We start from the raw sequence: 22,608 nt of genomic DNA on the forward strand, positions 1-22,608 counted from the left end.
GTCAGATATCCTTTTGAAAAAACACAGTTATTTGTCGGCAGCGATGCGCACTTTGATCATCCGGTCAGGATCGGTGACCGTGCCATTGTCCGCTTCGTCGCCCTTCTTGATGTTGTCCACCAGCTCCATGCCGCTGACGACATTGCCGACGATGGTGTACTGGCCATCAAGTGGCGGCGCCGGTGCGAACATGATGAAGAACTGCGAATTGGCGGAGTTGGGGTCCTGCGAGCGGGCCATGCCGACCACGCCGCGTTTGAAGCGTTCGGTCTGCGAGAATTCAGCCGGCAGATCGGCCAGATCGGAACCGCCGGTGCCGACGGCCTCGGCGCTGAAACCCTTCTTCATGTTGCCGAACTTGACGTCGCCGGTCTGCGCCATGAAACCATCGATGACGCGGTGGAAGGCGACGTTGTCATAGGCGCCCTGGCGCACCAGCGTCTTGATTTGGGCAACGTTCTTGGGTGCGAGGTCGGGCCGAAGAGCAACGGTCACATCGCCGTCCTTCAGCGTGATGATCATGGTGTTTTCCGGGTCGGCGGCGAAAGCCGAGACCGATGCGGTCACGAGGCCGGCAAACACGACGAGGAACGAGGCGAGCTTCTTCAGCTGCATGGTTTTCTCCGAGAAACTTATTTTGCGAATTTGGCGGTGAGCGCACCGGCAACCGCCGCCGGCACGAAGGGGCGAATGTCGCCTCCCATCGAGGCAATCTGGCGGACAAGTGTGGCGGTAATGGTGCGCACGGAGGGGCTGGCGGGCAGAAAAACCGTCTGCAGTTGAGGCGCCATGGTCTCGTTCATGCCGGCCATCTGCATCTCGTAGTCGAGGTCGGTACCGTCGCGAAGGCCGCGGATCATGATCGACGCGCCCTGCTTCCTGGCAGCGTCGATGACCAGACCGTCGAAGGCGACGACCTTGATGCGGGTGCTGTCGCGGCCGAATTCCGCTTTCGTCGCCGTCTCGATCAGCTTCACCCGTTCCTCGAAGGAAAACAGCGGCTGCTTGCCCGGATGAATGCCGATCGCCGCATAAACGACATCGGCCACGGCCAGCGACGCCTTCAGCACGTCGAGATGGCCATTGGTCAGCGGGTCGAAAGAGCCGGCATAGAGGGCGATGCGTTCAGTCATGGCTGGTGCTTCTAGCGAGCCTCTCTCGCAAAGGCAAATCCGATTGGCGCGCCGGCCGTGAACCTTTTCCGGCACATGGACGACAGATGAACACGCTGATCACGGAGCCTTCACGCAGCGTTCACTAGGTTGCGCCTTAATAAGATGAAACCAAAATCCCACCTATCCGTTGTAAGGCGCAGGAGAACACGCACATGCTGATCTACATGCTCGCCATCGCAATGACCGTCGCCATGCTGATCGCCACCCTACTTGGGCTGCATCATGAGGCACAACGCGTCCGCGTCAAGGCTAACACCAAACGCTTCGAAGGCTTCGGCCCCCGCAAGCCGTATCGTCACCACTAAGTCGGTCCAGACTTGCTGCCACGCCGGCCGATGGGCCGGCGTTGCTATGTCAAAATCGAACTCTGGATGCCGTGCTTACTCCGCACCTTCGGGACCGGCATCAGGCGCAGGAGGAGTGGCCTCGGTACCGACTTCAACGATCTCTTCCTCGTCCGATTGCGGCTCAGAGATCCGCTCGACCGAAACCACCCTTTCACCTTCGGCCGTATTGAAGATGGTCACGCCCTTGGTGGCGCGGCTGGCGAAACGGATGCCGTTGACCGGCACCCGGATGACGGTGCCGCCGTCCGATACCAGCATGATCTGATCGTCATTGCCGACCGGGAAGGTCGCCACCAGCCGGCCGATCTCGGCTACCTTGGAAACATCGGTGGCGCGAATGCCCTTGCCGCCGCGTCCGGTCAGCCGGAAATCGTAGGACGAAGAGCGCTTGCCGTAGCCATATTCCGTCACCGTCAGCACGTACTTCTCATGTGCCTTGAGGAATTCGTAGCGCTCGTCGGAAAGCTCCGTCTCCTCGCCGACCTCTTCGTTGGTCAGCGCGATCTCTTCCTCTTCGCCGGCAGCGATGCCGGCGGCAAGCCGCCGTTCGGCCGCCGCCCGCTTCAGATAGGCGGCGCGCTCGGCCGGCGGCGCATCGACGTTCTCGATCACCGCCATGGAAATCACCCTGTCGGTTTTGGCCATCGCGATACCACGCACGCCGACCGAATTGCGACTCTGGAAGACGCGCACGTCGCCGACCGAGAAGCGGATGCACTGGCCGGAACTGGCGGTCAAAAGCACGTCGTCATTGTCGGTGCAGGTCTCGACGCCGAGGATTTCGTCGCCCTCCTCCTCCAGCTTCATGGCGATCTTGCCGTTGCGGTTGACCTGGACGAAGTCGGAAAGCTTGTTGCGGCGCACAGTGCCGCGCGTGGTGGCGAACATCACGTCGAGCTCGCCCCAGCTGGTCTCGTCCTCGGGCAGCGGCATGATGGTGGTGATGCGTTCCCCCTGCTCCAGGGGCAGCATGTTGATCAGCGCCTTGCCGCGCGACTGCGGGTTGCCGATCGGCAGCCGCCAGACTTTTTCCTTGTAGACGATGCCGTGCGAGGAGAAGAACAGCACTGGCGTATGCGTGTTGGCGACGAACAGCCGGGTGACGAAATCCTCTTCCTTGGTCGACATGCCGGAGCGGCCCTTGCCGCCCCGGCGTTGAGCCCGGTAGAGCGACAGCGGCACGCGCTTGATGTAGCCGGAATGGCTCACCGTCACGACCATGTCCTCGCGCTGGATCAGGTCCTCGTCTTCCATGTCCGAGCCGCCTTCGGAGAGCTCGGTGCGCCGCGGCGTGCCGAACTCGTCGCGCACGGCGGCAAGCTCGTCCTTGACGATCTGCTGGACACGCGCGCGCGAAGACAAAATGTCCAGATAATCAATGATTTCGGCGCCGATCGTGTTCAACTCGTCGGCGATTTCGTCGCGGCCAAGCGCCGTCAGGCGCTGCAGGCGCAGTTCGAGGATGGCGCGCGCCTGCTCCTCGGACAGGTTGTAGGTGCCGTCTTCGTTGATGCGATGGCGCGGATCGTCGATCAGGAGGATCAGCGATTCGACGTCGCCGGACGGCCAGCGCCGTTCCATCAACTGCTCGCGCGCCGTCTGCGGATCCGGCGCGGTGCGGATCAGCTTGATGACCTCGTCGATGTTGGCGACGGCGATGGCGAGACCGACCAGCACATGGGCGCGGTCGCGCGCCTTGCGCAGCAGGAATTTCGTCCGCCTTGTGATCACCTCCTCGCGGAAGGCGACGAACGCCTTCAGCATATCGGTCAGGTTCATCACTTCCGGCTTGCCGCCGTTCAGCGCCACCATATTGGCGCCGAAGGAAGTCTGCAGCGGCGTGAAGCGATAAAGCTGGTTGAGGATGACGTCGGCAACGGCGTCGCGCTTCAGCTCGATGACGACCCGGTAGCCCTGGCGGTCGCTCTCGTCGCGAATGTCGGAAATGCCTTCGATGCGCTTGTCGCGCACCAGTTCGGCCATCTTCTCGATCATCGACGACTTGTTCACCTGGTAGGGAACTTCGGTGATGATGATCGACTCGCGGTCATTGCCGCGCTGTTCGATGTTGACCTTGCCACGCATGACGATGGAGCCGCGGCCGGTCGCATAGGCGCTGTAGATGCCGGAACGGCCAAGCACGATGCCGCCAGTTGGAAAATCCGGTCCCGGAATGATCTCCATCAGCGCCGGCAGGTCGATCGCCGGATTGTCGATGATGGCGATGGCGCCGTTGCAGACCTCGCCGAGGTTGTGTGGCGGGATGTTGGTCGCCATGCCGACGGCTATGCCGCCCGAGCCGTTGACAAGAAGATTGGGGAACCGTGCAGGCAGAACCTTCGGTTCGCTGCCCGACGCATCGTACGTGTCCTGGAAATCGACGGTGTCCTTGTCGATATCCTCCAAGAGCTCGTGCGCAACCTTGGTCAGCCGCGCTTCCGTGTAGCGCATCGCCGCCGGCGGATCGCCGTCGATGGAGCCGAAATTGCCCTGTCCGTCGATCAGCGGCACGCGCAACGACCAGTCCTGCGCCATGCGCACCAAGGCGTCGTAGATGGAAGCGTCGCCATGCGGATGGTATTTACCCATCACGTCGGCGACGGGACGCGCCGACTTCACATATTTGCGGTTCCAGTGGTAGCCGCTCTCATGGGCGGCGAAGAGAATGCGGCGATGCACCGGCTTCAGGCCGTCGCGCACGTCGGGCAGCGCACGGCTGACGATCACGCTCATGGCGTAATCGAGATAGGAGCGCTGCATCTCCTCGACGATGGATATCGGCTCGATGCCGGTTGGGCCGCCGTCGGCGCCGCGCGGTGTCTTCTGGTCGGTCAAATCGGATCACAATCTAATCAGGAATCACTCGGTGCTTATATAGGAAGCAAGGCCGAAACTCCAACATGTCAGGCACTTTTCCAGTGTCATTTTTGGTGGTAATTTCAAAAGGATACCACTGATTGCGACGATATGGCCAAGGCGGTTTCTCCACCACCGAGGCAAAAGCCCGCAATCGACCGTTTTCCCTGAGCGAAAGCCACGAGCGCGATGAATTGGACCCGTGGCTGCCTTTGCGAGCACTGAGCGGGTAGACGCGGATTTCACGAGACCGGAGCGACCCGGATGTCGCGAAATGCACCACGGCAGGCGCGATAGTGACCCGGCGTTTCGCCCATGACACGCCGAAACCGCCGGTTGAACGTCGACAGATCGTTGAAGCCGGCCTCGAAGGCGATCGCAGAGACCGCATCATCCGACATGCGCAGCCGCACCGCAGCTCTGTGCAGCCGGGTCTTGAGCAGGAACTGATAGGGCGTCATGCCCGCGACCTGCCGGAAGACACGCAGGAAATGATAGGGGCTGGTCGCCGTCTCGTCGGCAAGCGCTGAAAGCGAGACCGGCCTGTCGGCATCGAGTTCGATCCGCCGCACCGCCTCGGCAACCCGTTTCTGATCGCGGCGGCTTGGCGTACGCCTGACAGGCGTCGGCCCGCAGACTTTTGCCACAGCGGCACCGGCAATGCGCAGCCCGAGTTCCTCGAAGGCGTCGGTGTCGGCCATCTCGCGAGCGGTTTCCGCCTCGGCGAGCAAGGACGCCAGGATCGGCAAAGGTGGCAGGCGGGGCGCCTCGAAGGCCAGCTTCCTGGCGCCCGGCACGCCGGCCACGATCCGTTCCATATAGACCGGTCCGAAATGGAACGAGAGGCAACGATCGCCGCTGCCGTGCTCGTGCCCGCATTCGTAGCACGTGCCGGGATTGCCGAGCAGGAGCGCGCCGGGCGCCAGCATCGCCGTGCCTTGTTGGGCGCGATAGCGGAACGTGCCGCTGGTGACCGCGGCGACACAGAAATCCCGATGTGCTTCCTCGAACGGCCTATCACCAGCGCTGGCCGTGCAAATCACATCCGATACCTGCCAGCCAGGTCCGGATGCGAGTGAGCGTGTGGTCGCTGTCATGACCGAAATATAGCAATTTTTCCCAAGCCCAGAACCCCTTCACCGCCTACTCCTCCGGTCTCCTGACAAGAAGAGACCGGAGCCATGTTCGACCAATCCTCGTTTGCCGAAGCCTTGCACAGTCCCGGACCAGCAGAAGGGCTTGCCGAAAAACTGAACCTTTACGGCCGCTTCGTCGGCGCCTGGATGTTTGATGCCTCGCGCCATCTTGATGACGGCACGGTGCTGACCGGGCGCGGCGAGGTGCACTTCGGCTGGGTCCTGGAAGGCCGCGCGATTCAGGATGTCTGGATCCTGCCCGCGCGTGACGCCGGTCCCTCGCCGTCGCTCGGCAAATGGACGTTCTATGGTACGACGTTGCGCCTGTACGACCCGACTGCCGACGCCTGGCACATTTTCTGGAGCGACCCGCGCAACCAGTATTATAGCCGCCAGCTCGGCCGCGCCGAGGGCGATACGATCGTGCAAGCGGGCGCCGATGGCACCGGATCCTCCGTGCGCTGGAGCTTTTCGCGGATCACCGAAGACAGCTTCCGCTGGCTTGGCGAGCGCTCGCACGACAATGGCGCGACATGGCGGCTGGAAGTCGAGTTCCTGGCGCACAGAATGGAATGAAAGTGTCGCGATCGTTCACGCCCCCTGTGTCCCTCCGGCATCGAAGTTCTTGATACGCGAACGACTTTTTCGCTGACGGTTCCCACCGACCGGGCTTTGCTCTACCACTATCATGGTGCGGGCACGGCCCGGCGGGAGGGTCAGAAATGCCGAATTTCGACAGTCTGTTCAACGCCTTCGTGACCATTCTCGTGACCATCGATCCGCCTGGACTGGCACCGCTGTTCCTCGCCGTGACACGCGGCATGAACCGCGAGGAGCGCCAGCAGGTTTCCGTCCGCGCCTCGATCATCGGCTTCCTGGTGATGGCGCTGTTTGCGGTTGCCGGCGCCTCCATCCTGTCGGTGTTCGGCATCACGCTGCCGGCCTTCCGGGTCGCCGGCGGTTTTCTGCTGTTCTTCATCGCTTTCGAAATGGTGTTCGAGCGACGGCAGGACCGCAAGGAGAAGATCGGCGACGTCGCCATCACCAAGGACATGATCCACAACATCGCCGCCTTCCCGCTGGCGATCCCGTTGATCGCCGGCCCAGGCGCGATTTCAGCGACCGTGCTGCTCTCCGGTTCCTTTCAGGGATTTGCCGCGCAGGCTGCCCTGGTCGGCATAATCTTCGTCTGCCTCGCCATCACCTACCTTGTGTTCGTGCTGTCGGAGCGCATCGACCGCATCCTCGGCCAGACCGGGCGTTCGATCCTCACCCGCCTGCTTGGCGTCATCCTGGCGGCGCTTGCCGTCCAGTTCGTCGCCGACGGCATCAAGGCGTTGATGGCTGGCTGAGCGGCGTCCCTGCTTCCCTACTGCCTACTCACGCCCGTATCGATCACTTCGAAGTCGTGTGTGATCGTAGCGGTCTTGGCCAACATAGCGGAGGCCGAGCAGTATTTCTCGATCGAAAGATCGATCGCCCGCTTGACCTTGTCGGTGGAAAGAGCCCGACCCTTGACCACGAAATGCATATGGATGCGGGTGAAAACCCTCGGCTCGGTTTCGGCTCGGTCGGCGTCAAGTTCGACGATGCAATCCTCGACCGCTTCCCGGCCCTTCTCGAGAATATGGACGACATCATAGGCCGAACAGCCGCCGGTCCCGATCAGCACCAGTTCCATCGGGCTCGGGCCCGGCGTCCTGCCTTCCGGCCCGGGCGCGGTTCCGAGTACGACCTTGTGGCCGCTACCGGACTCGCCGACGAAGGTGCGCTCCTCGACCCATTTTACGCGTGCTTTCACCTGACATTTCCTTCCACTCGAGTTCATCCGCCTCAAGAATTAAATCGGATCACGGCCGGCTCGCGCGACGCCAAAGACGACGTCGTGCATGACCCTGCCCGGCAACAGGGTGAAAATGCCGGCGCCAATCAACGCGAAAACGTAAAGTGAAATCATGACCTTGCGATGCTTGGCGACGCGCTGATTATGGGCGTGCCACACGGCCAGCGGCACGGTGACCAGCACCAGGATCGACAGGAAATGGATAGGACCGAAAGGGCCGATGAGGCGGATCTGATGAATCCAGAAACTCGAGACCGCGATGACCAGCATCAGCACGGCCCAGACATAGCCCGCGATGCGGTGGCGCGGGGTTCCCTTCGGCAGCACCAGCTGCGTGGCCCCTATCGCCAATGCGGCGAAGGCCGCAAAGGCATGCCAGGGTATAGGAGATGGCGCGGCAAGCAGCGGGTCCAGCGACATTGCCCCTCTCCGGCGGTTGCCCCTCTATTGTATGTCTTCAGAACGGAATTTCGTCATCCAGTTCGCGCGACGAACCGCCACCGCTCTTGGCACCGCCGCCACCGCGATTGAAGCCTTCGCTGGGGCTGGACTGGCCGAAATCGGAACCACGGCTGCTGCCACCACCGGCATAGCCGCCGACCTGTCCGCCCTCACCCTGCCCGCGTGCGTCGAGCATCTGCAGCTCACCACGGAACTTCTGTAGCACGACTTCCGTCGTGTACTTGTCGGCGCCGGTCTGGTCCTGCCATTTGCGCGTCTGCAGCTGGCCCTCGACGTAAACCTTCATGCCCTTCTTCAGATACTGCTCCGCCACCTTGGCGATGCCCTCATTGAAGATGACGACGTTGTGCCACTCGGTTTTTTCCTTGCGCTCGCCGGAATTCTTGTCGCGCCAGCTTTCCGACGTCGCGATGCGGATGTTGACGACCGGTTCGCCCGAATTCAGCCGGCGGATTTCAGGGTCCGCACCGAGATTGCCGACCAGAATGACCTTGTTGACGCTACCCGCCATGATATTTCTCCGCTTATCCAAAACCAATTTTTGTCGCAGCACCTTACAGGCTGCCGACGTCAGCCGCCTGCTAAGGCTGGCTTTTCCCACAACGTTTTTTGTTCTCTTTTCGTTCTATTGTATGTACGACGTTCTGTCAATGTTTGTCAGCAAGACGTAGTGTCCCAGTCCGAGATTTTCCATGAAATCGGGAATGGACCGGACGATCAAATGAAGTTCGTGGCACATGAGGAACCAGCAGCGCGAGCAATGGCGAGCAGGTGTGGAAACGCGTATGCAATGTATCAGCCAGCAACGGTGCATCGCAACTCTGCATATTCGAACAATGGGTCGAACCCACGGTCGGTGCCCCAACGCACTGGCATCCCGTGGAGGAAGTGCTGACCGTCATCGCCGGCAGGGCCGAGATGTGGATCGACGATGAGCACCGCGTCCTGACACCGGGCCAGTCTTTGGTTGTTCCCGCAAACAGGAAACATGGGTTCAAGAACGTCGGCACCGGAACGCTTCATATTCACGCCGTGCTCGCATCGCCGATCTTCGAGGCGACGTTTGATGGGCCTGTTGGGGCAGTGAGGCGCTGGCTTCCGGCAGTCTCGTGAAAACAGCACTTGCCAAATCAATAAGTGTATACTTATGCTTTGGCCATGATCGAAGCAGAGATTTTCCGGGCCCTGGCCGACCCGACGCGCCGAGCCGTCTTTGAGCGGCTCGGCTCTGGCGAAATGACGGTATCGGAATTGCGCACCGGCATGACGGTGTCGCAACCGGCGGTATCGCAGCATCTGGCGGTGCTGCGCGGCGCCGGCCTGGTGGTCGAGCGCCGCGCGGGCCGCAACGCCTATTACCGCGCCGACCCGCAAGGGCTAGCCCCCTTGCTCTCCTGGATCGAACGCTACCGGACCTTCTGGCCGGAACGCATCGAAAGACTGAAGGCGGTTTTGAAGGACATGGACCAATGAAAAACGTTCGATCGATGAAGGCCGATAGCCATCGCGAGATCTCTCCCGATGCGATCGAATTCGAGTATGACCTTGCCGAGCCGCCGGAAAAGGTATGGCGGGCTCTGACCGTGCCGGAGTTGCTCGCCGCCTGGATGATGCCGAACGATATCAGACCGCAGACCGGCAATCGTTTTGCCTTCGCCGGGCCGGACGCAGCGATCGAATGCGAAATTCTCGACGCCGAGCCGGAGAAGCTGCTGCGCTATTCCTGGCGGGAGCAGCCAGGCGACGCCGCGCGACAGGATAGCCTCGACAGCGCATTGGACAGCATTGTCACCTTCACACTTGCCCCTACAGTTTCCGGCGGCACCCATCTGCGCATTGTCCATGACGGCTTCGCCCGCAAGGCAATGCCCGCGGTCGCCATGGCGGGCGCCAACTGCCGGCTTTCACTCGACGCAACCGATTCACGCAAGCCAATCGCCGCAAACACGCCTCGCCTCTTGTTGCGTGCAGCCTGAACAGGGACAATGGAGAGAAGATCATGAGCGGTGTTGCCAGTCTGGTGCCGATGGTCATCGAGCAATCGAGCCGCGGCGAACGCGCCTTCGACATCTTTTCGCGGCTGTTGCGCGAACGCATTGTCTTTATCAATGGCGAGATCAACGACGACATCTCGGCGCTGGTCTGCGCACAGTTGCTGTCGCTGGAATCGGACAATCCCGACAAGGAGATCTCGCTCTACATCAACTCGCCGGGCGGCGTGGTGACCAGCGGCTTCGCCATCTACGACACGATGCAATACATCAGTTGCCCGGTCTCGACCGTGTGCATGGGCTTTGCCGCCTCGATGGCCTCGTTCCTGCTGATGGCAGGAACGGCCGGGCGTCGTATCTCACTGCCGAACGCCACCATCCTGCTGCATCAGCCGCTTGGCGGCTTCCAGGGTCAGGCCTCCGACATCCAGCGCCATGCCGAGCGCATCGTCCAGACGAAACGGCACATGGCCGAACTCTACGCGCAGCATTGCGGCCGCACCTATGAAGAGGTCGAACGCACGCTGGACCGCGACCACTTCATGACCGCCCGCGAGGCCCAGGCCTGGGGCATCGTCGACCATGTCTTCGACACACGAAAAAAGGCGGCATAAAAGTGGGCCGGATCGCATTCCCGCCCGCGGTCAAGTGGTCGCCCAAAGTGGCCCGGTTTTGGGAGAATGACATGCATAAAGACAAAGGGCTAAAACGCGTCGCCTGAATCCGCTCTCGAAACACGACACGCTTTGGAAGATTTGACGATGTCGGTCTGGTCCCGTCGACGGCATGCCACTATCATCCTGGGATGATCGACACTCATCCGCCCAGAACATTGCACCGTGTGATCGCCATTGTAGCGCTCGCGTGTCTCTCGAGCGGCTCGGCGTTCGCAGGCGATAGCTCGGCGCAGGCGCAAAAAAGAGCCCTGCCCGGCGTGGCCGGCGATTATCACATCGCCAAGCCGGCTCCCGAGCCCGAACCCGACGACGCATTTCCCGGCAACGGCAACGGCCAGTTCAAGATCGGTGACACGGATGTCAGGATTTCAGGCAGCATCACCGTCGATGTCGGCGCCGGCTCAATCGGGCAGCCGCGCCACTGATAGTGGTGTCGGCGTGCTGCGCTGCCATATCGCCAACAAGACAATCCGCACATAAATGGCCCCGCCGTGCTTTGCGCAAACGGACGGGGCCTTTTTGGATCTCAAATCCAACTTCTACCGGGGGCGTACTGCCGGCATTTGATTTCGGATGCAACGCGGCGTCAGCCGACGATCCGACTGCAGTCTCTGATTTTTACGGGGTATGGCAGGTCACGGTTTGTCGGGTGGCGCAGACGCTAAACCCTGGCACTTATGCCTGCCGCGGCTCCAGTAACAACTGGAACCCTGGGGGACGATCCGGTGGCGTCATAGCTCCGCTCCTTTGTCCATTCCAACGTTGTCGTCTCGAAGCACAAATCGCTAATGCCTGCGGCGTCTCGCAGGCCGCCTCCGGGCGGCGAGACCATCGAAAGACGGCCGGCTTCGTTGACTGCCGGAGTCTGCCCCCGTGTGTCGGGGACGTCAACCGGCAATAGACAGATACCGAAAAATGTGATCGCCCGGAGATTACGCACAGGTCAGTTTTTGCACAGCTTTGTCAGGAGCGTGTTCGGTCTTTGTTCTTTCCGCTTGCCCGTTTACGCGAAAGACGGTTAAACGCTTTTGTTGGGAATTGTGGCGTCTCTCGACGCGGCGGCAAAACTACCTACATAGGGGATGGCTGGGAAACTCGCCATACCAGGAAATCTCCAGATTCTGAGGCGGCGACCGGCGATGGCCGACCATAAATATCTTTCCGTTCGCGGGGCGCGCGAACACAATCTGAAGAATGTCGATCTCGACCTGCCGCGTGACAGCCTGATTGTCATGACCGGCCTGTCGGGTTCCGGCAAATCCTCGCTTGCTTTCGACACCATCTATGCCGAAGGGCAGCGCCGCTATGTCGAGAGCCTGTCGGCCTATGCCCGGCAATTCCTCGAAATGATGCAGAAGCCGGACGTCGACCAGATCGACGGCCTGTCGCCTGCCATCTCGATCGAGCAGAAGACCACCTCGAAGAACCCGCGTTCGACGGTCGGTACCGTCACCGAGATCTACGACTACATGCGCCTGTTGTTTGCGCGCGTCGGCATCCCCTATTCGCCGGCCACCGGCCTGCCGATCGAGAGCCAGACGGTTTCGCAGATGGTCGACCGCGTGCTGGCGGTCGAGGAAGGCACCCGTCTGTTCATCCTTGCGCCGATGGTGCGCGGCCGCAAGGGCGAGTACCGCAAGGAACTGCTGGAGTTGCAGAAAAAGGGCTTTCAACGCGTCAAGGTCGACGGCGTCTTCTATGAAATCGCCGACGTGCCGGCGCTGGACAAGAAGTACAAGCATGACCTCGACGTCGTCGTCGACCGCATCGTTGTGCGCGGCGATCTGGCGACACGGCTCGCCGACTCCATCGAAACCGCTTTGAAGCTGGCCGATGGGTTGGCGGTCGCCGAATTCGCCGACAAGCCGCTCGACGCCAGCCAGACCGGCGAGGATTCGGTCAACAAGTCGAAGAACGAGACGCATGAGCGCATCCTGTTCTCGGAAAAATTTGCTTGTCCGGTGTCCGGCTTCACCATTCCGGAAATCGAACCGCGCCTGTTCTCGTTCAACAATCCGTTCGGCGCCTGCCCGACCTGCGACGGTCTCGGTAGCCAGCGCGCCATCGACGGCAATTTGATAGTGCCGGACGAAAACATCTCGCTGCGCGACGGCGCCGTCAGCCCGTGGGCGAAGTCGACCTCGCCCTATTACGCGCAGACGCTGGAGGCGCTCGGCAAGGCCTATGGCTTCAAGCTCGGCGACAAGTTCAAAGACCTGACCGAAGAGGCAAAGTTAGCCATCCTGCGCGGCACCGGCGAGCGCGAGATCACCTTCCAGTACGATGACGGTCTGCGCTCCTACAAGACCACGAAAACCTTCGAAGGTGTCATTCCCAATCTCGAGCGGCGCTGGAAAGAGACCGAATCCGCCTGGATGCGCGAGGAGATCGAGCGCTTCATGTCGGCCACACCTTGCCCGGCTTGCAAAGGCTATCGGCTGAAACCCGAGTCGCTGGCGGTCAAGATCGCCGGCAAGCACATCGGCGAAGTCACCGAGCTTTCCATCCGCAAGGCCGACCGGTGGTTCACCGACCTGCCCGCCTCGCTGAACGACAAGCAGAACGAGATCGCGGTGCGTGTGCTCAAGGAAATCCGCGAGCGGCTGCGCTTCCTCAACGATGTCGGGCTCGACTATCTGACCCTGTCGCGCAATTCCGGCACGCTATCGGGCGGCGAGAGCCAGCGCATCCGGCTGGCGTCGCAGATCGGCTCCGGCCTCACCGGCGTGCTCTACGTGCTGGACGAGCCGTCGATCGGCCTGCATCAGCGCGACAATGCCCGCCTGCTCGACACGCTCAAGCACCTGCGCGACATCGGCAACACGGTGATCGTCGTCGAGCATGACGAGGATGCCATCCTGCATGCCGACTACGTCGTCGATATGGGCCCGGCCGCCGGCATCCATGGCGGCGAGATCATCGCCCAGGGCACGCCGCAGCAAGTCATGGCCAACCCCAATTCGATCACCGGCAAATATTTGTCGGGCGCGCTCGAAGTGGCGACGCCTGGCGTGCGCCGCGAAGCGAAGAAGAACCGGCGCCTCAAGATCGTCGGCGCTCGCGGCAACAATCTGAAGAACGTCACCGCCGAAATCCCGCTCGGCACGTTCACCGCCGTCACCGGCGTCTCGGGCGGCGGCAAGTCGACCTTCCTGATCGAGACGCTGTTCAAGGCGGCCTCGCGCCGCATCATGGGCTCGCGCGAACACCCGGCCGATCATGACCGCATCGAGGGCCTGGAATTCCTCGACAAGGTCATCGACATCGACCAGTCGCCCATTGGCAGGACCCCGCGCAGCAATCCGGCCACCTACACCGGCGCCTTCACACCGATCCGCGACTGGTTCGCCGGCCTTCCAGAAGCCAAGGCGCGCGGCTATCAGCCGGGACGCTTCTCGTTCAACGTCAAGGGCGGGCGCTGCGAAGCCTGCCAGGGCGACGGCGTCATCAAGATCGAGATGCACTTCCTGCCCGACGTCTACGTCACCTGCGACGTCTGCCACGGCAAGCGCTACAACAGAGAGACGCTCGATGTGCTGTTCAAGGGCAAGTCAATCGCCGACGTGCTCGACATGACCGTAGAGGAAGGCGTCGATTTCTTCGCCGCGGTGCCGGGCGTGCGCGACAAGCTCGATACGCTAAAGCAGGTCGGCCTCGGCTATATCCATATCGGCCAGCAAGCAACGACGCTGTCCGGCGGCGAGGCGCAGCGCATCAAGCTCGCCAAGGAACTGTCGCGCAAGGCGACAGGCAAGACGCTCTACATCCTTGACGAGCCGACCACCGGCCTGCACTTCCACGACGTCGCCAAACTGCTGGAAGTGCTGCACGAGCTGGTCGACCAAGGCAACACGGTGGTCGTCATCGAGCATAACCTCGAAGTGATCAAGACCGCGGACTGGGTGCTCGACCTCGGCCCCGAAGGTGGCGATGGCGGCGGCGAACTGGTCGCCTCCGGCACGCCGGAAGCAATCGTGCGCGAGAAGCGCAGCTACACCGGTCAGTTCCTCAAGGAGCTGCTGGAGCGACGCCCCGGAGGCAAGCGCGAAGCCGCGGAGTGATGATCGGACCGGCGGCACCTGGGGGAGCTTTTGAATGACAATCAGAAGGGCTCGGGCCGGTAATCTCCAGACAGTCGTCTCGCTGACGGAAGCAGCCTATGCCCCCTACACCGCCTTGTTCGGCGCGCCGCCGATCCCGGTCACCGAGGACTACGCTCCGCGCATCGAGCGCGGCGAGGTCTGGCTGCTGGAGAGCGGCGGCGAGCTTGCCGGAGTGCTCACGCTGGAGTGGCATGACGATCACGCGATGATCTTTTCCGTCGCCGTGGCCCCGGCCTTCCAAGGCAAGGGCCTCGGCGTCGCCCTGCTCAAACACGCCGACGAACAGACGCGCCTCTGGGGCTTGCCCGAGGTGCGGCTCTACACCAACGCCAGGATGGAGCGGAACATCGCGCTCTATCTGGCCTATGGTTTCCATGAAACGGGTCGCAGGCCCAATCCCTACCGGCCAGGCTGGGTGCTCGTCGACATGGCAAAGCCAGTCGATGAAGCGGCCTGATTTTTCTTCACTGGCCAGATTTCTTCACTGGCCAGATTTCTTCACTGGGAGGATGACAATGAGCACATCGGGAACAATCCGCGCCGGCATGGGCGGCTGGACCTTCGAGCCCTGGGATACGTCCTTTTATCCCGACAAGCTTTCCAAGGCCAAGCAGCTGAACTACGCCAGCCGGCAGGTGCCGACCATCGAGGTCAATGGCACCTATTACTCCAGCTTCAAGGAACCGACCTTCGTCAAATGGGCCAGCGAGGCGCCCGACGGTTTCGTCTATGCGCTGAAGGGCAATCGCTTCGTCACCAACCGCCGCGTGCTCGGCGAGGCCGGCGAATCGATAATGCGCTTCCTCGGATCAGGCGTGACCGCGCTCGGTGAAAAGCTTGGGCCGATCCTGTGGCAGTTCGCGCCGACCAAGAAATTCGATCCGGATGACTTCGAAGCCTTCCTGAAACTGCTGCCGGAAAAACAGGATGGCGTCGCGCTGCGCCACGCGCTTGAAGTACGCAACGATAGCTTTATCGTGCCGGAATTCGTGGCGCTGGCGCGCAGACACAAGGCGGCGATCGTCTATGCCGATCATGCCAAGTATCCCGACATCGCCGACGTTACAGCCGATTTCGTCTATGCACGGCTACAGACCGGCAGTGACGACAATCCCGATTGCTACACGCCGAAGGGTCTCGATGAATGGGCCGCGCGGGCAAAGACCTGGGCGGAGGGCAAGCAGCCGGCCGACCTGCGACGTGCCGATCCCGGTACCGATGCACCAGCCCAGCCGCGCGACGTGTTCGTCTACTTCATCACCGAGGGCAAAGTGCGCGCGCCGTTCGGCGCCATGGCATTGATGAAGCGAGTGAATTAGAGCGGCGGACCTCCACCCGGCGCGCCTTAGATTGTTGTTGGAACCAGCCCGGCGCGTTGATCGTTCTATCGTGGCAGGCGGCGACGTATGCGACATCGCGAACGCTTAGCCAGCGATCCCGCAAGTTCCTGCATCGGATGCAGGGACTTGAAAAAGGGCAACGACAAATGGCTATCATCCTCCTCGGTGCATTGCTTACTGTCGCTGGCGTTGTGTACATGGCAGGCGCCGTCCTTTGGCGCGGGAGGCTTAGCGATCCTGCGCCTGTCGTTCCGGATCGCCCGATGCCACACCTCGCAACACCAGGCCCGACGCTCGAGCCACGCCGGCGGGGGCTCAGTTTCCTCGGCCTGTCGCAGAATTGGCCGGGCCTTTTGATGATGGGCATTGGCCTGGCGCTGCTGTTGTTGTCGGCGCTCTTCTGATACTGCGGAATCTCGACATCTTCACTGATATCGTAACCTTATCGATACTTCCTTGCTGCATAAATCCAGTTGGGCGCAGAGTTGCTCCAGCGCGGGCAAGGAAGAGGGCATGTCACTCGACTACAACTCACTGCTGCTCGCTGTCGGCTTTTCCGCCGCCTGCCTCAGCCTGACGTTGTTCGGTATCTGGCTTACAGCGCGTTCGGAGAAATTCTTGCTGACCTGGGCGGCCAGCGTGCTGCTGGTTGTCGGCGACGTCTTCACCTACAAAGCCTATATCGACCAGCCCGGACCGATGCTCGGCGTCGCCTCGTTCACGCTGCTGCTGCTCGGCTTCTCGACCATGCTCGGCGCCGCCCACCAGTTCACCACGGGCCGCTCTCCGCTGCCGCGTATCGCGCTCGGCGCCAACATCTCGCTGGCCGTGGCCCTGCCGCCGATGGCGCTCGGCTATGACGGACTGGGCTTCATGCTGGAGAATTTCTTTGCCGCGCTGCTGCTCTTCGCCACCGCTCTCGAATACTGGAAGGGCCGTGCCGAATCCCCTGTCCCGATAATCGGGGTCACCGCGCTCTATTCGATCACCGCCGTATCCTTCGTGCTGTGCGCCATGGTTCTGGCATCGGACGGCAAGCTTGTGCTCGGCCATGCGCCGAGCAACTGGGCCGAGGACCTCAGCCTGGTCATCGTCATCGCCTGCATGACCGGTATCGGCTCCCTTTCGCTGGCACTCAACCAGGGGCGCCTGGCACAGTATCACCGCCGCAACGCGCTGACCGATCCGCTGACCGGCCTTCTCAATCGCCGAGCCCTTTTCGACATGCACGGTGATGCGCCCGTCGGCGCCTTCACGGCCGTGGTGGTGTTCGACCTCGACGGCTTCAAGGCCATCAACGACGAATTCGGCCATGCCGCCGGCGATGAAGTGCTGAGGGTGTTCGCCAGGGATCTCGCCGGCAATCTTCGCCCGGCCGATGTCGCTGCGCGCATGGGCGGCGAGGAATTCGCGCTGGTGCTGAAGCGGACCTTGCCCGAAACGGTGGAAGCCACCGCCGAATCCATCCGGGCAGCTTTCGCCGCGCGTCGCATCGAAACCGAGGCAGGCTCGCTGATTTGCACGGTCAGTGCCGGATTTGCTTTCGGCACCAAAGAGGGCCTCAGCTTCGACAAGGTGCTCAGCGCCGCCGACAAGGCGCTCTACGCCGCCAAACGCGGCGGCCGCAACCGCGTAACCGCCTCGGCATTACGGCGCGTGGGTTAGACCACGCGTATCGATGCCATGGCAACGGCCCGGAGAGATTGCGGCTCTTATGCCGCCATGACGATTTCATTGAAAGCGTCCAGGTCGACATAGAAGACCTTGGTGATCTCCTCGATCAGGTCGTCATGGCCGTAGCCTTGGGACTTCAAGATGTTGATGGCGGTGATGATATCGACGCGCTCGGTAAGCCGCCGCTTCTGGTAGTCCTCGACATAACGTTCCATGGCTGTCCCTTGGCCTGTGTGCCCAAACGCGTTTGAACGACAGAGATCGCAGGAGAGAAGCTAGGAAGCCTTGCTTGCGTGAAACTTGCCCGGTGCTAGCCGCGCCCTCGATCTGCGATGAACCAGACTGATACGGAAGCGGCCGACTCACAAAAGCCCTGCGAAAGACTAGCACGCAGCTTGTGGCGCACCAGTGACGCAGAGCGTTCGATCGGAGAAATATTGGACTTGCCAAGGACTTCGGATCGTCAACTGAAGTCCAGTGTCGATTCTACACCGTCAGGAACTTGCGTACATCAGCACGGTCTAAATCTTCCGCCGGGCCGGTATGGACGATCAGGCCACGGTCCATGATGTTGACCTCGTCGGCGAGTTCGCGGCAGAAATCGAGATATTGTTCGACCAAAAGCACGGCGATGCCGGCCTGGTCGCGCAGATAGCGGATGGCACGGCCGATATCCTTGATGATCGACGGCTGTATGCCTTCGGTCGGCTCGTCGAGCACCAGCAGCTTCGGCCGCATCACCAGCGCCCTGCCGATGGCGAGCTGCTGCTGCTGGCCGCCGGAAAGGTCTCCGCCACGCCGGCCGAGCATCTGCTTGAGCACCGGGAACAATTCGAAGACATGCGCGGGAATGTTGCGGTCGGTCCGCTTCAGGGGCGCGAAGCCCGATTCGAGATTTTCCCGCACGGTGAGCAGCGGAAAGATCTCCCTGCCCTGCGGCACGAATGCGATGCCCGACCGGGCGCGGTCATACGCCGCGCTCCGGTCGAGCGCCTTCCCCTCGAAGGCAACGCTTCCGCTCGTCAGCCGGTGGTGGCCGACGATCGATCTCATCAAACTGGTCTTGCCGACGCCGTTGCGGCCGAGCACGCAGGTGATCTTGCCCGCGCCCGCCTTCAGCGACACGCCGCGCAGCGCCTGGGCGGCGCCGTAGTGCAACGTGGCATTGGAAACTTCGAGCATGTCAGCGCCTTCTCCAGAACCTGAGAAACGACAGATCGAAGCGATGGAATTGAACCCGCCAGACCATGCTCATCTCCCCAGATAGACTTCGACGACGCGCTCGTCGGCCGACACGAAATCGAGTGTGCCTTCCGACAGCACCGAGCCCTCGTGCAGGCAGGTGACTTTGACGCCGAGTTCGCGCACGAAATGCATGTCGTGCTCGACGACGATGACCGAATGATCGCGCGCGATATCCTTGAGCAGGCGCGCGGTTTCCTCGGTCTCTGCGTCGGTCATGCCGGCGACCGGCTCGTCGACCAGAAGCAGCTTCGGATCCTGCGCCAGCAGCATGCCGATCTCGAGCCACTGCTTCTGTCCATGGCTGAGATTGGCTGCCAGGTCGTTCCGCTTGTCGCCAAGCCGGATGATGCCGAGGATATCGTCGATCTGCCGCGTCTCGGCTGCCGAGCGGCGATGGAACAGCGCCGGGAAGATCGAGCGCGGACCCTTCAGCGCCAGCATCAGGTTTTCCTCGATCGTATGGCTTTCGAAGACAGTCGGCTTCTGGAATTTGCGACCGATGCCCATCATGGCGATCTCGGCCTCGTCATGCTTGGTGAGATCCACCTCTCCGTCGAAGAACACCTCGCCCTCGTCGGGCCGCGTCTTGCCGGTGACGATGTCCATCATCGTCGTCTTGCCGGCCCCGTTGGGGCCGATGATGGCCCGCATCTCGCCCTTGTCGAGCACCAGCGACAAATTGTTGATGGCACGGAAACCGTCGAAGGAAACCGAGACGCCGTCGAGATAGAGGATCGTGTTCGACTTTGACATGATCGCTCACTCCGCCGGCTGCGGTTCGGGGCTGGTCGCGGACCAGTCACCGGGCTTTCTCGCTTCGCTACGAACAATCTTTGCCGGCAGCGGGACGTCGGCATCGGTGCCGGCTTCCTCGGCAATCGAGGCTGCCCGCAGTGCCTTGGCGTTGCCACGCCAGGAATCCCACATGCCGATAATGCCCTTGGGCAGCAAAAGCGTGACGGCGACGAACAGCCCGCCCAGTGCAAACAGCCAGAACTCCGGCAGCACGCCGGTGAACCAGGATTTGCCGGCATTGACCAGCAACGCACCGATGATCGGCCCGACAATGGTGCCGCGTCCGCCGACAGCGGCCCAAACGACGACCTCGATCGAATTGGCCGGCTCGAATTCGCCCGGATTGATGATGCCGACCTGCGGCACGTAGAGCGCACCCGCAATCCCGGCCATGACAGCCGACACGGTGAAGGCGAACAGCTTAACGTTCTCCGCCCGCCAGCCGAGGAAGCGCGTGCGGCTCTCGGCGTCGCGCACCGCCATCAAGAGCTTGCCGTATTTTGAGCCGACGATTGCCCAGGTGACGAAAACGGCGAGTGCGAGCGTCACCGCGCTGGCCGCGAACAGCGCCGAACGCGTCGCGTCGGCTTGCACGTTGAAGCCCAGAATATCCTTGAAATCGGTCAGCCCGTTATTGCCGCCGAAACCCATGTCGTTGCGGAAAAACGCGAGCAGCAGCGCATAGGTCATCGCCTGGGTGATAATGGAGAGATAGACGCCGGTGACACGGCTGCGAAAGGCAAACCAGCCGAAGACGAAGGCGAGCAGGCCCGGCACCGCCAGCACCATGAGGCCGGCGAACCAGAAATGATCGAACCCAGTCCAGAACCACGGCAATTCCTTGTAGTTCAGGAACACCATGAAATCGGGCAGGATCGGGTTGCCATAGACGCCGCGCGAGCCGATCTGGCGCATCAGATACATGCCCATCGCGTAGCCGCCGAGCGCGAAGAAGGCGCCGTGACCGAGCGAAAGGATGCCGCAATAGCCCCAGACAAGGTCGAGCGCCAAGGCGAGCAGCGCGTAGCAGAGATATTTGCCGGTCAGCGCGACGATGTAGGACGGCACGTAGAAGGCGCTGGCCGGCGAGACCGCAAGGTTGAGCAGCGGCACGATGACAGCCACCGCCAGCAGGATGAGAATCGTGATGGCAATGCGGCGATCCGCGCCGGCGGAGAAGAAGCGTCCTGAGATCATGCCTCCACCGCCCTGCCCTTGAGCGCGAACAGGCCGCGCGGGCGCTTCTGGATGAACAGGATGATCAGGACCAGCACGACGATCTTGCCGAGCACGGCGCCGGCATAGGGCTCAAGGAATTTGTTGACGATGCCGAGCGAGAAGGCGCCGACCAGCGTGCCCCACAGATTGCCGACGCCGCCGAAGACGACGACCATGAAGCTGTCGATGATGTAGCCACGGCCAAGATTGGGCGAGACATTGTCGATCTGGCTGAGCGCGACACCGGCGATGCCGGCAATGCCGGACCCTAGCGCGAAAGTCAGCGCGTCGACCCACGGTGTCCTGATGCCCATCGAGGCGGCCATGCGCCGGTTGGCGGTGACCGCGCGCATCTGCAGGCCCCAAGGCGTGCGCTTCATGACATAGAGCAGCACCGCGAAGACGGTGAGCGCGAAAACCAGGATCCACAGCCGGTTCCAGGTGATCGCAAGCTGGCCGAGATTGACTGAGCCCGACATCCAGGAGGGGTTGCCGACCTCCTGGTTTGTCGGCCCGAAGATCGAGCGTACCGACTGCTGCAGGATCAGCGAAACGCCCCATGTCGCCAGCAGTGTCTCCAACGGCCGCCCATAAAGGAAACGGATGATGCCGCGCTCGATGATCAGACCAACCAGAGCCGAGACGAGGAAGGCGAGCGGCAGTGCAATGACCAGCGACCAGTCGAACAGGTCCGGAAAAGACGTACGGATCAACTGCTGGACGACGAAGGTCGTGTAGGCGCCCAGCATGACCATCTCGCCATGCGCCATGTTGATGACGCCCATGACGCCAAAGGTGATGGCAAGTCCGATTGCCGCCAGCAGCAGCACCGAGCCAAGCGAAATGCCATACCAGATGTTCTGGCCCGCATCCCAGAAGGCCAGCGTCGAGTTAATGGTGGCGATCGCGGCTGTCGCCGCCTGCTTGATCGCATCCGGGGAATTCGCCTCGACCGAAGTCAGCAATGAAACCGCATCACGGTCGCCCCGTGCACCGATGAGTGCAATTGCGGCGAGCTTGTCCGCGTCTGGCCGGTCGGAGACCAGGATGGAGGCCGCACGAGCCTGTTCGAGCAGAGCCTTGACGCTGGCCACGGTCTCACTGGCGATCGCGGTGTCGAGCGGCTCGATGTTTGCCGCATCGGGTGTCTTGAACATGGTGTCGGCGGCGGCAATGCGGACAGTCGGATCCTTGGCGCCAAGCGTCAGCGTGCCCAGCGCATCGCGGATGACGCGGCGCAGCGTGTTGTTGACCTTGATCTTGGTGATGTCGTCCTTGCCCGCTTGGCCCGACGCTTCGCCGTTCAGCGGGTCGAAAAGCTGAACGCTCTCGCCTGCTTCCTTACCGGCAAACACCAGGGAATCGGCCTTGCGGACATAAAGGTTGCCGTCGGCGAGTGCCGCAAGCGGCCGCTCCACCGCCGGGTCACCGGTGCCTGCCAATTCGTGGACGACGGCTCCTGTCTCCGAAAAGCCCTTGGCCGTCGCGAATTTGGCGATGATGCCGCGCAGATCGGCCTCGCCTGCGCCCGATGACGACAGCATCGCCAGCAGGAACAACAGCGTCAGGCCCGCGCGGATCAAGGTCATCGGCTTCTGTTAGCCCCTTGGAGGTTTGAATTGGGCGTGCCCCCGCCGGGGGGCGCCGGGCCGGCCCCCGCGGGGGGGCGCTCGAAGCCCGGGGGATGGGACGAAGGGGCCCCGCCGGGGGGGTCCCTGAGGTGGATTTCGGGCGCCCAGGCCCGGG

Annotated in this window: 25 protein-coding genes; 13 read left to right on the forward strand and 12 right to left on the reverse strand. The window is 62.1% G+C overall.

Annotated features, from left to right (window positions below; all coding sequences use genetic code 11):
• Nucleotides 1-27: 27 nt before the first annotated feature.
• Together NKH57_RS11780 and coaD are read right to left on the reverse strand one after the other, a co-directional pair.
• Nucleotides 28-615: a peptidylprolyl isomerase gene (locus NKH57_RS11780; RefSeq protein ID WP_352606150.1), complete on the reverse strand. Its 588-nt coding sequence runs from the start codon at nucleotides 613-615 to the stop codon at nucleotides 28-30.
• A 17-nt stretch (nucleotides 616-632) separates the two neighbouring features.
• On the reverse strand, nucleotides 633-1,133 hold the full coding sequence (gene coaD, locus NKH57_RS11785; protein ID WP_023759318.1) for a pantetheine-phosphate adenylyltransferase: 501 nt from the start codon (nucleotides 1,131-1,133) through the stop codon (nucleotides 633-635).
• Between the two features lie 194 nt (nucleotides 1,134-1,327).
• Here coaD and NKH57_RS11790 point away from each other — a divergent pair, with 194 nt between their 5' ends.
• Nucleotides 1,328-1,480, forward strand: a complete 153-nt coding sequence (locus NKH57_RS11790; protein WP_023759319.1) for a hypothetical protein — start codon at nucleotides 1,328-1,330, stop codon at nucleotides 1,478-1,480.
• A gap of 75 nt (nucleotides 1,481-1,555) precedes the next feature.
• Here NKH57_RS11790 and gyrA read toward each other — a convergent pair whose 3' ends face one another.
• Together gyrA and NKH57_RS11800 are read right to left on the reverse strand one after the other, a co-directional pair.
• Complete coding sequence (gene gyrA, locus NKH57_RS11795; protein ID WP_352944333.1) at nucleotides 1,556-4,357, reverse strand: DNA gyrase subunit A; 2,802 nt, start codon at nucleotides 4,355-4,357, stop codon at nucleotides 1,556-1,558.
• 263 nt (nucleotides 4,358-4,620) lie between these two features.
• Nucleotides 4,621-5,475, reverse strand: coding sequence for a helix-turn-helix transcriptional regulator (locus NKH57_RS11800; protein WP_352944335.1), 855 nt, complete (start codon nucleotides 5,473-5,475; stop codon nucleotides 4,621-4,623).
• An 84-nt stretch (nucleotides 5,476-5,559) separates the two neighbouring features.
• Between NKH57_RS11800 and NKH57_RS11805 the strand changes: the two genes are divergently transcribed.
• Both NKH57_RS11805 and NKH57_RS11810 read left to right on the forward strand, forming a co-directional pair.
• Nucleotides 5,560-6,090: a hypothetical protein gene (locus tag NKH57_RS11805; protein ID WP_352944336.1), complete on the forward strand. Its 531-nt coding sequence runs from the start codon at nucleotides 5,560-5,562 to the stop codon at nucleotides 6,088-6,090.
• A gap of 146 nt (nucleotides 6,091-6,236) precedes the next feature.
• Nucleotides 6,237-6,866: a MarC family protein gene (locus NKH57_RS11810; RefSeq protein WP_023759323.1), complete on the forward strand. Its 630-nt coding sequence runs from the start codon at nucleotides 6,237-6,239 to the stop codon at nucleotides 6,864-6,866.
• Between the two features lie 17 nt (nucleotides 6,867-6,883).
• On the opposite strand, the gene NKH57_RS11815 is transcribed toward NKH57_RS11810, so the two are convergent.
• Genes NKH57_RS11815 through NKH57_RS11825 form a run of 3 tightly spaced genes read right to left on the reverse strand, consistent with a single transcriptional unit; the run spans nucleotide 6,884 to nucleotide 8,330 of the window.
• A complete protein-coding gene (locus NKH57_RS11815; protein WP_023759324.1) occupies nucleotides 6,884-7,315 on the reverse strand; it encodes an OsmC family protein in 432 nt (143 codons plus the stop codon).
• 39 nt (nucleotides 7,316-7,354) lie between these two features.
• Nucleotides 7,355-7,777 (reverse strand): DUF2306 domain-containing protein, encoded by a 423-nt coding sequence (locus NKH57_RS11820; RefSeq protein WP_352944339.1) that lies wholly within the window; start codon nucleotides 7,775-7,777, stop codon nucleotides 7,355-7,357.
• Nucleotides 7,778-7,814: 37 nt separating this feature from the next.
• Nucleotides 7,815-8,330 carry a single-stranded DNA-binding protein gene (locus NKH57_RS11825; protein WP_352732247.1) on the reverse strand — a complete coding sequence of 172 codons (516 nt, stop codon included), beginning with the start codon at nucleotides 8,328-8,330 and terminating at the stop codon, nucleotides 7,815-7,817.
• Nucleotides 8,331-8,707: 377 nt separating this feature from the next.
• Between NKH57_RS11825 and NKH57_RS11830 the strand changes: the two genes are divergently transcribed.
• From NKH57_RS11830 to NKH57_RS11875, 10 genes are all read left to right on the forward strand, one after another.
• Nucleotides 8,708-8,932, forward strand: coding sequence for a cupin domain-containing protein (locus NKH57_RS11830; protein ID WP_352944341.1), 225 nt, complete (start codon nucleotides 8,708-8,710; stop codon nucleotides 8,930-8,932).
• A gap of 45 nt (nucleotides 8,933-8,977) precedes the next feature.
• Entirely contained in the window at nucleotides 8,978-9,292 is a 315-nt protein-coding gene (locus NKH57_RS11835; RefSeq protein ID WP_352944343.1) for an ArsR/SmtB family transcription factor, read from the forward strand.
• Nucleotides 9,289-9,795 (forward strand): SRPBCC family protein, encoded by a 507-nt coding sequence (locus tag NKH57_RS11840; RefSeq protein ID WP_352606137.1) that lies wholly within the window; start codon nucleotides 9,289-9,291, stop codon nucleotides 9,793-9,795. The genes NKH57_RS11835 and NKH57_RS11840 overlap by 4 nt, the downstream gene beginning before the upstream one ends.
• 23 nt (nucleotides 9,796-9,818) lie before the next feature.
• Nucleotides 9,819-10,424 (forward strand): ATP-dependent Clp protease proteolytic subunit, encoded by a 606-nt coding sequence (locus NKH57_RS11845; RefSeq protein ID WP_352732259.1) that lies wholly within the window; start codon nucleotides 9,819-9,821, stop codon nucleotides 10,422-10,424.
• 320 nt (nucleotides 10,425-10,744) lie between these two features.
• On the forward strand, nucleotides 10,745-10,912 hold the full coding sequence (locus NKH57_RS11850) for a hypothetical protein (protein ID WP_352944345.1): 168 nt from the start codon (nucleotides 10,745-10,747) through the stop codon (nucleotides 10,910-10,912).
• A 714-nt stretch (nucleotides 10,913-11,626) separates the two neighbouring features.
• Complete coding sequence (gene uvrA / locus NKH57_RS11855; RefSeq protein ID WP_352944347.1) at nucleotides 11,627-14,548, forward strand: excinuclease ABC subunit UvrA; 2,922 nt, start codon at nucleotides 11,627-11,629, stop codon at nucleotides 14,546-14,548.
• A 34-nt stretch (nucleotides 14,549-14,582) separates the two neighbouring features.
• Complete coding sequence (locus NKH57_RS11860; RefSeq protein WP_352944349.1) at nucleotides 14,583-15,047, forward strand: GNAT family N-acetyltransferase; 465 nt, start codon at nucleotides 14,583-14,585, stop codon at nucleotides 15,045-15,047.
• Between the two features lie 58 nt (nucleotides 15,048-15,105).
• Entirely contained in the window at nucleotides 15,106-15,909 is an 804-nt protein-coding gene (locus NKH57_RS11865) for a DUF72 domain-containing protein (RefSeq protein ID WP_352944351.1), read from the forward strand.
• 284 nt (nucleotides 15,910-16,193) lie between these two features.
• A complete protein-coding gene (locus tag NKH57_RS11870; RefSeq protein WP_245266605.1) occupies nucleotides 16,194-16,334 on the forward strand; it encodes a hypothetical protein in 141 nt (46 codons plus the stop codon).
• A gap of 109 nt (nucleotides 16,335-16,443) precedes the next feature.
• Entirely contained in the window at nucleotides 16,444-17,595 is a 1,152-nt protein-coding gene (locus tag NKH57_RS11875; RefSeq protein ID WP_352944353.1) for a GGDEF domain-containing protein, read from the forward strand.
• Between the two features lie 47 nt (nucleotides 17,596-17,642).
• Here NKH57_RS11875 and NKH57_RS11880 read toward each other — a convergent pair whose 3' ends face one another.
• From NKH57_RS11880 to urtB, 5 genes are all read right to left on the reverse strand, one after another.
• Nucleotides 17,643-17,819: a hypothetical protein gene (locus NKH57_RS11880; protein WP_023759335.1), complete on the reverse strand. Its 177-nt coding sequence runs from the start codon at nucleotides 17,817-17,819 to the stop codon at nucleotides 17,643-17,645.
• 271 nt (nucleotides 17,820-18,090) lie between these two features.
• Entirely contained in the window at nucleotides 18,091-18,786 is a 696-nt protein-coding gene (gene urtE, locus NKH57_RS11885) for an urea ABC transporter ATP-binding subunit UrtE (protein ID WP_352831796.1), read from the reverse strand.
• A gap of 69 nt (nucleotides 18,787-18,855) precedes the next feature.
• Nucleotides 18,856-19,602: an urea ABC transporter ATP-binding protein UrtD gene (urtD, locus tag NKH57_RS11890; RefSeq protein ID WP_352944356.1), complete on the reverse strand. Its 747-nt coding sequence runs from the start codon at nucleotides 19,600-19,602 to the stop codon at nucleotides 18,856-18,858.
• A 6-nt stretch (nucleotides 19,603-19,608) separates the two neighbouring features.
• Entirely contained in the window at nucleotides 19,609-20,841 is a 1,233-nt protein-coding gene (gene urtC, locus NKH57_RS11895) for an urea ABC transporter permease subunit UrtC (protein ID WP_352944358.1), read from the reverse strand.
• Nucleotides 20,838-22,451, reverse strand: coding sequence for an urea ABC transporter permease subunit UrtB (urtB, locus tag NKH57_RS11900; RefSeq protein WP_352944360.1), 1,614 nt, complete (start codon nucleotides 22,449-22,451; stop codon nucleotides 20,838-20,840). The genes urtC and urtB overlap by 4 nt, the downstream gene beginning before the upstream one ends.
• Nucleotides 22,452-22,608 lie beyond the last annotated feature (157 nt).

Origin of the sequence: Mesorhizobium sp. M1050, assembly GCF_040318715.1 — a bacterium.
Taxonomy (GTDB): domain Bacteria; phylum Pseudomonadota; class Alphaproteobacteria; order Rhizobiales; family Rhizobiaceae; genus Mesorhizobium.

Coding starts and splice junctions, on each gene's coding strand:
- NKH57_RS11780 (WP_352606150.1), bottom strand. CDS start 615: ATGCAGCTGAAGAAGCTCGCCTCGTTCCTCGTCGTGTTTGCCGGCCTC.
- coaD (WP_023759318.1), bottom strand. CDS start 1,133: ATGACTGAACGCATCGCCCTCTATGCCGGCTCTTTCGACCCGCTGACC.
- NKH57_RS11790 (WP_023759319.1), top strand. CDS start 1,328: ATGCTGATCTACATGCTCGCCATCGCAATGACCGTCGCCATGCTGATC.
- NKH57_RS11800 (WP_352944335.1), bottom strand. CDS start 5,475: ATGACAGCGACCACACGCTCACTCGCATCCGGACCTGGCTGGCAGGTA.
- NKH57_RS11805 (WP_352944336.1), top strand. CDS start 5,560: ATGTTCGACCAATCCTCGTTTGCCGAAGCCTTGCACAGTCCCGGACCA.
- NKH57_RS11810 (WP_023759323.1), top strand. CDS start 6,237: ATGCCGAATTTCGACAGTCTGTTCAACGCCTTCGTGACCATTCTCGTG.
- NKH57_RS11820 (WP_352944339.1), bottom strand. CDS start 7,777: ATGTCGCTGGACCCGCTGCTTGCCGCGCCATCTCCTATACCCTGGCAT.
- NKH57_RS11825 (WP_352732247.1), bottom strand. CDS start 8,330: ATGGCGGGTAGCGTCAACAAGGTCATTCTGGTCGGCAATCTCGGTGCG.
- NKH57_RS11835 (WP_352944343.1), top strand. CDS start 8,978: ATGATCGAAGCAGAGATTTTCCGGGCCCTGGCCGACCCGACGCGCCGA.
- NKH57_RS11840 (WP_352606137.1), top strand. CDS start 9,289: ATGAAAAACGTTCGATCGATGAAGGCCGATAGCCATCGCGAGATCTCT.
- NKH57_RS11845 (WP_352732259.1), top strand. CDS start 9,819: ATGAGCGGTGTTGCCAGTCTGGTGCCGATGGTCATCGAGCAATCGAGC.
- uvrA (WP_352944347.1), top strand. CDS start 11,627: ATGGCCGACCATAAATATCTTTCCGTTCGCGGGGCGCGCGAACACAAT.
- NKH57_RS11860 (WP_352944349.1), top strand. CDS start 14,583: ATGACAATCAGAAGGGCTCGGGCCGGTAATCTCCAGACAGTCGTCTCG.
- NKH57_RS11865 (WP_352944351.1), top strand. CDS start 15,106: ATGAGCACATCGGGAACAATCCGCGCCGGCATGGGCGGCTGGACCTTC.
- NKH57_RS11870 (WP_245266605.1), top strand. CDS start 16,194: ATGCCACACCTCGCAACACCAGGCCCGACGCTCGAGCCACGCCGGCGG.
- NKH57_RS11875 (WP_352944353.1), top strand. CDS start 16,444: ATGTCACTCGACTACAACTCACTGCTGCTCGCTGTCGGCTTTTCCGCC.
- NKH57_RS11880 (WP_023759335.1), bottom strand. CDS start 17,819: ATGGAACGTTATGTCGAGGACTACCAGAAGCGGCGGCTTACCGAGCGC.
- urtE (WP_352831796.1), bottom strand. CDS start 18,786: ATGCTCGAAGTTTCCAATGCCACGTTGCACTACGGCGCCGCCCAGGCG.
- urtD (WP_352944356.1), bottom strand. CDS start 19,602: ATGTCAAAGTCGAACACGATCCTCTATCTCGACGGCGTCTCGGTTTCC.
- urtC (WP_352944358.1), bottom strand. CDS start 20,841: ATGATCTCAGGACGCTTCTTCTCCGCCGGCGCGGATCGCCGCATTGCC.
- urtB (WP_352944360.1), bottom strand. CDS start 22,451: ATGACCTTGATCCGCGCGGGCCTGACGCTGTTGTTCCTGCTGGCGATG.